Raw genomic sequence first — 11785 nt, 5'->3', positions numbered from 1 at the left:
CCATTAAACAAATTTCTCAAGCCAAATGTCACAAGCCGGTGACATAACTCGCCCCCTTCGTTACAAGCCCACCCCCGCCCGTTGTTTAGACTGCCCTCAGTCAAAACAACAAAAAAGGCACCCCATGGACACCTTCCAACCGGTCTTCAGCAGTTGGCTGAACGCACCTGCCCATCAGCAGTGGCTCGCCGCCGAGGGCCTGCGCCTGCTGGCATTCGCCAAGGCATCAAAGCTGCCGGACGGCTTCGGCAATCTCGATGAAAAAGGCCATCTCCCGGTCAACGCCCGCGCCGAAACCATGAACACCGCGCGCATGACGCACAGCTTCGCCATGGCGCATATTAAGGGGCTGCCGGGGTTTGCCGAACTGGTGGATCACGGTGTCCAGGCCCTCAGCGGCCCGTTACGCGATGCCGAGCATGGCGGTTGGTTTGCTGTCGCTCATGCGCTGGATGACAACACCGGCAAGGCCGCTTACCTGCATGCCTTCGTGGCCCTGGCCGCCAGTTCTGCCGTGGTTGCGCAACGTCCCGGCGCTCAAGCTTTGCTCGATGACGCGATCAACATCATCGACACGCATTTCTGGAGCGAGGAGGAGGGCGCCCTGCGCGAGTCCTTCAACCGTGACTGGAGCGAAGAAGAAGCCTATCGGGGAGCCAACAGCAACATGCACGCCACCGAAGCTTTCCTTGCCTTGGCGGATGTCACCGAAGAAAGCCGTTGGCTGTGTCGTGCGCAGCGCATCGTCGAGCGTGTCATCCATGGTCACGCGGCCGCTAATGATTACCTGGTGGTCGAGCATTTTGACCGCGACTGGCAGCCGCTGCGGGAATACAACCACGACAACCCGGCCGACGGTTTCCGCCCCTACGGCACCACACCGGGCCACGGTTTTGAATGGGCGCGCCTGCTGCTGCACCTCGAGGCAGCGCGGGTTCAGGCCGGCATGCTCACGCCGGGCTGGCTGGCCACCGACGCGCAAAAACTCTTCGACCACAACTGCCGTCACGGTTGGGGCATCGATGGGTTGCCGGGAATTGTCTACACCCTCGACTGGGACAACCGCGCGGTAGTTCGTCATCGCCTGCACTGGACCCATTGCGAAGCCAGCGCCGCTGCCAGCGCGCTGCTCAAACGCACCGGCGATGAACAATACGAAACCTGGTACCGGCTGTTCTGGGAATTCTGTGACAGTCATTTCATAGACCGTTGCGACGGCAGTTGGCACCATGAACTCGACCCGCAAAACCGCCCAAGCGCCGATATCTGGGCCGGCAAACCCGACCTGTATCACGCCTGGCAAGCCGTATTGATTCCACGATTGCCACTGGCGCCGAGCATGGCCACGGCTCTGGCAAGGTTGTCCCAGAGCGCTCCTGTGTAACCATGTGGTGACATTCAAGCGTCCCTTCGTTACCTGCGAGGGGATAACTCCTGTTTAAAATCCTATGCAGCGCAAGCACCAGACTTGCATGCATAACAACAAGAAAGGTACTTCTAGATGAATGCGATTTCTCGCCTCGCTACTGTCATTTCTCTCGTCTCCCTGTCTGCGATCCCTCTCAGTGTGCTTGCCGCCGAATCCAAAGGTTCCGTGGAAGTCGTTCACTGGTGGACCTCGGGTGGTGAAAAAGCAGCGGTCGATGTGCTCAAGGCTCAAGTCGAAAAAGACGGCTTCACCTGGAAGGACGGCGCTGTGGCCGGTGGTGGCGGTGCTACCGCCATGACCGTGCTCAAGAGCCGCGCCGTTGCCGGTAACCCGCCAGGTGTGGCGCAGATCAAAGGGCCGGACATCCAGGAATGGGCGTCTACCGGTCTGCTCGACACCGACGTCCTGAAAGACGTTGCCAAGTCGGAAAAGTGGGACAGCCTGCTCGACAAGAAAGTCTCCGATACCGTGAAGTACGAAGGTAATTACGTGGCCGTGCCGGTGAACATTCACCGCGTCAACTGGCTGTGGATCAACCCGGAAGTATTCAAGAAAGCCGGCATTACCAAAAACCCGACCACCCTCGAAGAATTCTACGCCGCCGGCGACAAGCTCAAGGCTGCTGGCTTCATTGCGCTCGCCCACGGCGGTCAGCCTTGGCAGGACAGCACCGTGTTCGAAGCCGTGGTGCTTTCGGTCATGGGTGTCGATGGCTACAAGAAAGCCCTGGTCGATCTGGACAACGCTGCGCTGACCGGTCCGGAAATGGTCAAGGCGCTGACCGAGCTGAAGAAAGTCGCGACCTACATGGACGTCGACGGCAAAGGCCAGGACTGGAACCTGGAAGCGGCCAAGGTCATCAACGGCAAGGCCGGTATGCAGATCATGGGTGACTGGGCCAAGTCCGAATGGACCGCGGCCAAGAAAGTCGCCGGCAAGGACTACGAGTGCGTAGCGTTCCCGGGCACCGACAAGGCGTTCACCTACAACATCGACTCCCTGGCCGTGTTCAAGCAGAAAGACGCGGGCACTGCGGCCGGTCAGCAGGACATCGCCAAGATCGTCATGGGTGAGAACTTCCAGAAAGTCTTCAGCATCAACAAGGGCTCGATCCCGGTTCGCGACGACATGCTGAAGGACATGGACAAGTACGGTTTCGACGCCTGCGCCCAGACCGCTGCCAAGGACTTCCTGGCGGATGCCAAGTCTGGCGGCCTGCAGCCGAGCATGGCGCACAACATGGCGACCACGCTGGCCGTACAGGGTGCGTTCTTTGATGTGGTGACCAACTACATCAACGACCCGAAAGCCGACCCTGCCGATGCCGCCAAGAAACTCGGCGCAGCGGTCAAGTCTGCCAAGTAATGCTTGGCCCCTGTAGGAGCGAGCCTGCTCGCGATCGCGGTGTATCAGTTGATACATCCAGAGACTGACACTCAGCGATCGCGAGCAGGCTCACTCCTACAAGGGGAAGCATTTCCAACGTAAATTTTCTCTCGTACTGGATTTCCCCATGAGTTCTGTTGCTGTGTTCAGCAAGGCCTCGCCGTTCGATGCATTGCAACGCTGGCTGCCCAAACTGGTGCTGGCGCCGAGCATGTTCATCGTTCTGGTGGGCTTCTATGGCTACATCCTGTGGACGTTCGTTCTGTCGTTCACCAGTTCGACCTTTCTGCCGACTTACAAATGGGCAGGCCTGGCGCAATACCAACGGCTGTTCGACAACGACCGTTGGTGGGTAGCCAGCAAGAACCTCGCAGTGTTCGGCGGCATGTTCATCGGCATCACGCTGGTGATCGGTGTGCTGCTCGCGGTGTTTCTTGACCAGCGCATTCGTCGCGAAGGTTTCATTCGCACCATTTACCTGTACCCGATGGCGCTCTCGATGATCGTCACCGGTACCGCCTGGAAATGGCTGCTCAACCCGGGCATGGGCCTGGACAAATTGCTGCGTGACTGGGGATGGGAAGGCTTTCGCCTGGACTGGCTGATCGACCCGGATCGCGTGGTGTATTGCCTGGTGATCGCTGCAGTCTGGCAAGCCTCGGGCTTTATCATGGCGATGTTCCTCGCCGGCCTGCGTGGCGTGGATCAATCGATCATCCGTGCCGCCCAGATCGATGGCGCGAGCATGCCGCGCATTTACCTGAAAGTGGTGTTGCCCAGCCTGCGCCCGGTGTTCTTCAGCGCCGTGATGATCCTGGCCCACATCGCGATCAAGAGTTTCGACCTGGTGGCGGCAATGACGGCCGGCGGCCCGGGTTACTCCTCCGATTTGCCTGCAATGTTCATGTATTCCTTCACCTTCAGTCGCGGCCAGATGGGCATGGGCTCGGCCAGTGCGATTCTGATGCTCGGTGCGATTCTCGCAATCATCGTGCCTTACCTGTACTCCGAGCTGAGGACCAAGCGTCATGACTAGTTTCGCTGCCAAACCTTCCATCAGCCTGAGTCGCATCGCGATCTACGCGGTGTTGATCCTTGCGGTATTTCTGTACCTGATACCGCTGGTGGTCATGCTGTTGACCAGTTTCAAAACGCCGGAAGACATCAACACCGGCAACCTGCTGAGCTGGCCAACCGTGGTTACCGGCATTGGCTGGATCAAGGCCTGGGGCACCGTTGATGGGTACTTCTGGAACTCGATCAAGATCACCGTTCCGGCAGTTTTGATCTCCACCGCCATCGGTGCGTTGAACGGTTACGTCCTGTCGATGTGGCGCTTTCGCGGGTCGCAGTTGTTCTTCGGTTTGCTGTTGTTCGGTTGCTTCCTGCCGTTCCAGACCGTCCTGCTGCCGGCCTCGTTCACCCTCGGCAAGATGGGCCTGGCCAGCACCACCACGGGCCTGGTGTTCGTGCACGTAGTCTACGGCCTGGCGTTCACCACGCTGTTTTTCCGTAACTACTACGTCAGCGTTCCCGATGCGCTGGTGAAGGCGGCGCGGCTCGATGGCGCGGGTTTCTTCACGATCTTCCGCCTGATCATCCTGCCGATGTCCACCCCGATCATCATGGTCTGCCTGATCTGGCAGTTCACCCAGATCTGGAACGACTTCCTGTTCGGCGTGGTGTTCTCCAGTGGGGACTCGCAACCCATCACGGTCGCGCTGAACAACCTGGTCAACACCAGTACCGGGGCCAAGGAATATAACGTTGATATGGCGGCGGCGATGATCGCCGGGCTGCCGACCCTGCTGGTCTATGTGGTCGCAGGCAAGTATTTCGTGCGCGGGCTGACGGCCGGCGCAGTCAAGGGGTAATCATGGCTACGCTCGAACTTCGCAATGTAAACAAGACTTATGGCCCGGGTCTGCCGGACACCCTCAAGGACATCCATCTGTCGATCAAGGACGGTGAGTTCCTGATCCTGGTCGGACCTTCGGGTTGCGGCAAATCGACCCTGATGAATTGCATCGCCGGCCTGGAAACCATCACCGGCGGCGCGATCATGATCGATGACCAGGACGTCAGCGGCATGAGCCCGAAAGACCGCGACATCGCCATGGTGTTCCAGTCCTACGCGCTGTACCCGACCATGAGCGTGCGCGAGAACATCGCCTTCGGCTTGAAGATTCGCAAAATGCCCGCCGCCGACATCGAAACGGAAGTGGCGCGGGTGTCCAAGCTGTTGCAGATCGAACACCTGCTCAACCGCAAGCCCGGCCAGCTCTCCGGTGGTCAGCAACAGCGCGTGGCCATGGGCCGTGCCCTGGCGCGTCGGCCGAAGATCTACCTGTTCGACGAACCGCTGTCCAACCTCGACGCCAAGCTGCGGGTCGAGATGCGCACCGAAATGAAACTGATGCACCAGCGCCTGAAAACCACCACGGTCTACGTGACCCACGACCAGATCGAAGCGATGACCCTGGGCGACAAGGTGGCGGTGATGAAGGACGGGATCATTCAGCAGTTCGGTACGCCGAAAGACATCTACAACAACCCGGCCAACTTGTTCGTGGCGAGCTTCATCGGTTCACCGCCGATGAACTTCATCCCCCTGCGTTTGCAGCGCAAGGACGGTCGACTGTTCGCGCTGCTCGACAGCGGCCAGGCCCGTTGCGAATTGCCGCTGGGCATGCAGGATGCCGGGCTCGAAGACCGTGAAGTGATCCTCGGCATGCGCCCCGAGCAGATCGTGCTGGCGAACGGCGAGCCGAACGGTTTGCCGACCATTCGCGCCGAAGTCCAGGTCACCGAACCGACCGGTCCCGACACCCTGGTGTTCGTCAGTCTGAATGAAACCAAAGTCTGCTGCCGTCTGGCACCGGATGTTGCACCGGCTCCGGGCGAGACCCTGACCCTGCAATTCGATCCATCGAAAGTGTTGTTGTTCGACGCCAAGACCGGGGAGCGTCTGGGGGTGGCCGGCGCGCCTAAGACCGAAGCATCGGTAGGCAACATCGCACAATTCAAAGGCCGGTAAAGATCAAATGTGGGAGCGGGCTTGCTCGCGAAAGCGGTGTGTCAGTCAGCGTGGATGCTGAATGTGCCGGCCTCTTCGCGAGCAAGCCAGCTCCCACAGGGGGATATGCGGTGAGCGGCCTGTCGCTCTCCGCGCCAGATGTAACCGCGTTAGAACACAGTTAATAACAATAAAACGAGGATGTAGGGATGAAGAAGAACAACAACGCTCAGCTTATCTGCCAGTTGTCAGCAGTTGCAGCCATGATGCTGGCCGGTAGTGTGCACGCGGCTGACGCGTTCAGCGCTGATTCGGAATGGATGACCGGTGATTGGGGTGGCGAGCGGACCAAGCTGATCGAGCAAGGCATCGACATCAAGATGGACTACGTCGGTGAAGTCGGTGGCAACCTCCACGGTGGCTACAACAACGACAAAACCGCGCGTTACGCGGACCAGTTCGGCCTGGGGGCGGCACTGGACCTGGAAAAGCTGTTTGGTTGGGATAACACCCAGGCCAAGATCCAGCTGACCAACCGTAACGGTGAAAACATCTCCAATGACCGTGTCGGCGACCCGCGTACCGGCACCTTGAGTTCCTCGCAGGAAGTCTACGGCCGCGGCCACATGGTCCGTCTGACCCAGTTGTGGATCAAGCACCAGTTCCTCGACGGCAAACTGGACGTCAAGGCCGGTTACTTCGGTGAAGGCGAAGACTTCAACACCTTCCCGTGCGAGTTCCAGAACCTGGCGTTCTGCGGTTCCCAAGTGGGTAACTGGGCCACCAACATCTGGTACAACTGGCCGGTCATGCAGGCTGCGGTCCGTGTGAAGTACAACATTTCGCCTGAGTTCTATGCGCAGATCGGCGCGTACAACCAGAACCCGTCGCAGCTGGAGCACGGCAACGGCTTCAAGCTCAGCGGCAGCGGCACCGCCGGCACCGTGTTGCCGGTCGAACTGGTCTGGCTGCCTAACCCTAACAGCCTGCCGGGCGAATACCGTGTCGGTTACTACAAAAGCACCGCCGAAGCCAATGACGTTCTCAAGGACGACAACGGTAATGATGCGGCCACCAGCGGCAACGCCTACCGCAGCCACAGCAGCAAGCACGGCTACTGGTTCGTTGCGCAGCAACAACTCACCAGCCACAACGGTGACAAGACTCGCGGTCTGAACATTGCGGCCAACGCGACGTTCCACGACAAGGACACCAACGTCGTCGACAACTACCAGTCGCTGATGTTTGTGTACAAGGGCCCGTTCGATGCGCGTCCTAAAGATGACGTGGGCATCGGTTTCGCCCGCATCCATGTCAACGATGACGTGAAGAAAAACGAAGAAGCGACCAACGCGGCCAACAATGTGACTGAGTACGAAGATCCACTGTTCTCGCCACTGCAGACCACCGAGTACAACTACGAAATCAACTACGGCTTCCACGTTACCAACTGGCTGACTGTGCGTCCTAACCTGCAATACATCACTCACCCAGGCGGTGTGGATGAAGTCGATAACGCGCTGGTGGCCGGCCTGAAAATTCAGTCGGTGTTCTAACGCTGTTGCGATAAGCTCCTCTCTATGTGCGCATATTTGCGGACAGCCCAGGCTGTCCGCTTTTTTTTGTGTGGCGAGGGGGGCACAAAAGTATGAGTACACCCCCATGATTTTCAGGACCGTGGCACATGCATGAGCATCCGCTACAACGCTTCTTCAAATCCTTGCGCGAACGTCCGGTGTTTGCGTGGGAGCGCTATCAGAAGCGCGACGTATTGGTGATCGACCATCCGCTATGTCAGGCGGTGTTCAGTCGCCAGGGCGCGCAGTTGCTGCATTTCCAGCCCACTGGTCAAAAGCCATGGCTGTGGTGCGCGGCGAAGTGGCCGCAGGTGGGGGCGATTCGAGGTGGTGTGCCCGTGTGCTGGCCGTGGTACGGCCGTCATCCGAGCGAAAACGCCTGGCCTTCCCATGGTTGGGCACGGTTGGTCGATTGGAAGCTGCTCGACAGTAGCCACGATGACGATGGCGTGCGATTGCACTGGCAACTTCAGTTGTGCGACTGGGAAGTGGACCTGCATGCGCACCTCGGCGAACGCATGGATTTGCGCCTGAGCACCGAGCATCAAGACACCTTGCCCTGCCAACTGAGTCAGGCCTTGCACGCTTACTGGCGTATTGGTGATGTGGGTGAGATAGCGCTGTCTGGGCTCGATGGCGCACACGGTTACGACCAGTTGAACCGCCAGAGTTGCCAGCAGGAAGGTGAGCTGCGTGTGGACGGAGGCTGTCAGCGAGTGTTCCAGCATGACGGCGAATTACAGCTCAAGGATCACGCCTGGCAGCGTGAGTTGTGCATCGACACCGGTGACGATGCCGACACCGTGGTCTGGCATCCGGGGACACGACCGTTGCTGGGGGTGAGCTGGAACGAAATTTCCGAGTTTGTCTGTGTCGAGGCGGCGAGCGGCGGCGCGCACAGCCTGAGCCTGGCGCCGGGGCAGAGGGCGCATTTGAGTTTGCAGGCGCGGGTGGGGGGTTAGCTCAAGGCTGGCGGTGTTGCGGCTGGCCCCTTCGCGAGCAAGCCCGCTCCCATATTGGATCTTCAGTAGACACAGCATTTGTGTTCAAAACAGATCCACTGTGGGAGCGGGCTTGCTCGCGAAGAGGCCGGGTCAGTCAGCCGAGATGTCGGGTTAGTTAAACTCATCCCCCACCGGATACCGGCTCGCATTCAGGCTCTCTTTGATCTTGCGCAAATGCGGCTGGAAATCCACCCCGCGGCGCAGCGTCATGCCGGTCGCCAGCACGTCCAGCACGGTCAGTTGGATGATGCGCGAGGTCATCGGCATGTAGATGTCGGTGTCTTCCGGCAGCGGAATGTTCAGGCTCAGCGTACTGGCCTTGGCCAAGGGCGAACCCTCAGCGGTCAGGCCCAGCACCGAAGCACCGTTCTCACGGGCGATGCGCGCCACTTCCACCAGTTCGCGGGTGCGGCCGGTGTAGGAAATGATCACGAACAATTCGCCGGTGTGCGCGACCGACGCAATCATGCGTTGCATCAGCACGTCGGCATGGGCGGTGACGGCCAGGTTGAAGCGGAAGAATTTGTGCTGCGCATCCAGCGCCACCGGGGCCGAGGCGCCGAGGCCGAAGAAGTGGATCTGCCGCGCCTGGATCAACAGGTCGACGGCGCGGCTGATCAGGTTCGGGTCCAACGCCTGCAAGGCACTGTCCAGCGAGGCGATGGCGCTGCCGAAAATCTTCTTTGTATAGGCTTCAGGATTGTCATCGGCCTCGACCGCGCGGCTGACATACGCCGCGCCACTGGCCAGGCTCTGGGCCAACTGGAGTTTGAGTTCCGGGTAGCCGCTGACACCGAACGAACGGCAGAAGCGGTTAACGGTCGGCTCGCTGACCTTGGAGGCCTGGGCAAGCGCGGCGATGCTGAACCGGGTGGCCTGCTGTGGGTTGAGCAGGATCACTTCGGCGACTTTACGTTCAGCCTTGTTCAAGTCTTCAAGGCGATTCTGGATCTGTTCCAGTAAATTTCGCACGCGGTCCATATATGTTCCTTGGGTCAGCAGCGCAAATTAGAGTTCGGCTATGCCAAAAGGGCCTTTGATGCGGCCCCAAACGGTGGCCTATCCTACTGATGGCTCCGACCGGCTACCACTCGGAATCTGTATTTTGCGAAAATGTTGTGGTTATTACTACATTTTCTCTTGAGCGATGCCTTGAAAAAAGGTATTTGTAGCTTAACTTGATAAAAGAACAAACATCATGCCTTCGATTACGGTTGAACCGTGCACCTTTGCCTTGTTCGGCGCCCTCGGCGATCTGGCCTTGCGCAAGCTGTTTCCTGCCCTCTATCAACTCGATGGCGCAGGCCTTCTGCACGAGGATACGCGCATTATCGCGCTGGCCCGCGAGCCCGGCACTGAGCAGGAGCATCTGGCATTCATCGGCACCGAACTGCGTCGTTATGTGGGCGCCAAAGAGCTGGACGAAGCGGTGGTCGAGCGCTTTCTGGCGCGACTGAGCTACCTGCACGTGGACTTCCTCAACGCTGACGATTACATCGCCCTGGCCGACATGGCCGGTAGTGCCCAGCGCGTGATTGCCTACTTCGCCACGCCGGCCGCGGTGTACGGCGCGATTTGCGAGAACCTGGCCAAGGTCGGGCTCGCGGAAAACACCCGTGTGGTGCTGGAAAAACCCATCGGTTCGGACCTGGAATCCTCGCGCAAGGTCAACGACGCCGTAGCGCAGTTTTTCCCGGAAAACCGCACCTACCGCATCGACCATTACCTGGGCAAAGAGACGGTTCAAAACCTCATCGCCCTGCGTTTCGCCAACAGCCTGTTCGAAACCCAGTGGAACCAGAACTACATCTCCCACGTGGAAATCACCGTGGCCGAGAAGGTCGGGATTGAAGGCCGCTGGGGTTACTTCGACAAGGCCGGGCAGCTGCGGGACATGATCCAGAATCACCTGCTGCAACTGCTTTGCCTGATCGCCATGGACCCGCCGGCCGACCTGTCCGCCGACAGCATCCGCGACGAGAAAGTCAAAGTCCTCAAGGCGCTGGCGCCGATCAGCCCGGAAGGCCTGACCACTCAGGTGGTGCGCGGTCAGTACATCGCCGGCTACAGCGAAGGCAAGCCGGTGCCGGGTTACTTGGAAGAACCGAATTCGAACACCCAGAGCGACACCGAAACCTTCGTCGCCTTGCGTGCCGATATCCGCAACTGGCGTTGGGCCGGCGTGCCGTTTTACCTGCGTACCGGCAAGCGCATGCCGCAGAAACTGTCGCAGATCGTCATCCACTTCAAGGAACCGTCGCACTACATCTTCGCCCCCGAGCAGCGCCTGCAAATCAGCAACAAGCTGATCATCCGCCTGCAACCGGACGAAGGTATTTCCTTGCGCGTGATGACCAAAGAACAAGGCCTGGACAAGGGCATGCAGCTGCGCAGCGGTCCGTTGCAGCTGAATTTTTCCGACACTTATCGCAGCGCGCGGATTCCCGATGCCTACGAGCGGTTGTTGCTGGAAGTGATGCGCGGCAATCAGAACCTGTTTGTCCGTAAAGATGAAATCGAAGCCGCGTGGAAGTGGTGTGACCAGTTGATCGCCGGGTGGAAAAAATCCGGTGATGCGCCCAAGCCTTATGCGGCCGGGTCCTGGGGGCCGATGAGCTCCATTGCTCTGATCACGCGGGACGGGAGGTCGTGGTATGGCGATATCTGATTTGAAACTGCCTCAGGGCGTCAGCGCCCATGAGTTCAAGAGCCCGGTGTTGTTGGCGCAAGCGTTGGCTCTGACGGTTGCCAAACAACTGAGCGAAGCGATCGAAGCTCAGGGCACCGCCACGCTGGTGGTGTCCGGTGGCCGCAGCCCGGTGGCGTTTTTCCAGCACCTGGCCAAGCAGGCGCTGGACTGGTCGAACGTGGTGGTCAGCCTGGCCGACGAGCGCTGGGTGCCGGTCGAACATGTCGACAGCAATGCCGGTCTGCTCAAGCGTTATCTGTTGCAGGGCCCGGCGGCCAAGGCGCAGTTCCTGAGTCTGTACAGCGCCAGCGCCAACCTCGAACAGGCAGCCGAGCAGGCCGACCGTTTGTTGTCTGAACTGCCGGTGATCGACGTGCTGGTGCTGGGCATGGGCGACGACGGCCACACCGCCTCGTTGTTCCCGAACAGCCCGAACCTGGCCGACGCCTTGAAAGTCGACGGCACACGTCGTTGCTACCCGATGTTGGCGCCAACCGTGCCGCATCAGCGCCTGACCATGAGCCGTGCGCTGCTGGCGTCGGCCAAACACAAAGTGCTGTCGATTTCCGGTCAGTCCAAGCTGACCACCCTGAGTGCCGCATTGGCCGTCGACGATGTCGCCGCCATGCCGATTCGCGCGTTTTTGCAACCTACGTTAGAGATTTACTGGTGCCCATGAGCCAA

General features: G+C 59.5%; 10 protein-coding genes. 9 read left to right on the top strand and 1 reads right to left on the bottom strand.

Annotated features, from left to right (window positions below; genetic code table 11):
- The first annotated feature begins 124 nt into the window (after positions 1 to 124).
- The 7 genes from EAH78_RS10730 (at position 125) to EAH78_RS10700 (ending at position 8370) form a co-directional block, all read left to right on the top strand.
- Positions 125 to 1384, top strand: coding sequence for an AGE family epimerase/isomerase (locus EAH78_RS10730; RefSeq protein WP_140667518.1), 1260 nt, complete (start codon positions 125 to 127; stop codon positions 1382 to 1384).
- Between the two features lie 117 nt (positions 1385 to 1501).
- Positions 1502 to 2794, top strand: a complete 1293-nt coding sequence (locus EAH78_RS10725; protein WP_140667517.1) for an ABC transporter substrate-binding protein — start codon at positions 1502 to 1504, stop codon at positions 2792 to 2794.
- 148 nt (positions 2795 to 2942) lie between these two features.
- Positions 2943 to 3851, top strand: coding sequence for a carbohydrate ABC transporter permease (locus tag EAH78_RS10720; RefSeq protein ID WP_017340433.1), 909 nt, complete (start codon positions 2943 to 2945; stop codon positions 3849 to 3851).
- Positions 3844 to 4689, top strand: coding sequence for a carbohydrate ABC transporter permease (locus EAH78_RS10715; protein WP_140667516.1), 846 nt, complete (start codon positions 3844 to 3846; stop codon positions 4687 to 4689). Before EAH78_RS10720 ends, EAH78_RS10715 begins: the two co-directional genes overlap by 8 nt.
- 2 nt (positions 4690 to 4691) lie before the next feature.
- Positions 4692 to 5852 carry an ABC transporter ATP-binding protein gene (locus tag EAH78_RS10710; RefSeq protein WP_140667515.1) on the top strand — a complete coding sequence of 387 codons (1161 nt, stop codon included), beginning with the start codon at positions 4692 to 4694 and terminating at the stop codon, positions 5850 to 5852.
- Positions 5853 to 6040: 188 nt separating this feature from the next.
- A complete protein-coding gene (locus tag EAH78_RS10705; RefSeq protein ID WP_140667514.1) occupies positions 6041 to 7387 on the top strand; it encodes a carbohydrate porin in 1347 nt (448 codons plus the stop codon).
- Between the two features lie 128 nt (positions 7388 to 7515).
- Positions 7516 to 8370, top strand: coding sequence for a D-hexose-6-phosphate mutarotase (locus EAH78_RS10700; RefSeq protein WP_140667513.1), 855 nt, complete (start codon positions 7516 to 7518; stop codon positions 8368 to 8370).
- Positions 8371 to 8523: 153 nt separating this feature from the next.
- Here the strand turns inward: EAH78_RS10700 and EAH78_RS10695 are convergent, their stop codons facing one another.
- A complete protein-coding gene (locus tag EAH78_RS10695) occupies positions 8524 to 9384 on the bottom strand; it encodes a MurR/RpiR family transcriptional regulator (protein ID WP_175649041.1) in 861 nt (286 codons plus the stop codon).
- Between the two features lie 226 nt (positions 9385 to 9610).
- Here EAH78_RS10695 and zwf point away from each other — a divergent pair, with 226 nt between their 5' ends.
- Together zwf and pgl are read left to right on the top strand one after the other, a co-directional pair.
- Positions 9611 to 11080, top strand: coding sequence for a glucose-6-phosphate dehydrogenase (gene zwf, locus EAH78_RS10690; RefSeq protein WP_140667512.1), 1470 nt, complete (start codon positions 9611 to 9613; stop codon positions 11078 to 11080).
- A complete protein-coding gene (gene pgl, locus EAH78_RS10685) occupies positions 11067 to 11780 on the top strand; it encodes a 6-phosphogluconolactonase (protein WP_140667511.1) in 714 nt (237 codons plus the stop codon). Before zwf ends, pgl begins: the two co-directional genes overlap by 14 nt.
- Positions 11781 to 11785 lie beyond the last annotated feature (5 nt).

Source organism: Pseudomonas arsenicoxydans, from assembly GCF_006438915.1.
In the GTDB taxonomy this organism is placed as follows: domain Bacteria; phylum Pseudomonadota; class Gammaproteobacteria; order Pseudomonadales; family Pseudomonadaceae; genus Aquipseudomonas; species Aquipseudomonas arsenicoxydans_A.
Note: the sequence above shows the minus strand (reverse complement) of the source record. Positions and strands in the feature narration are given on the sequence as shown.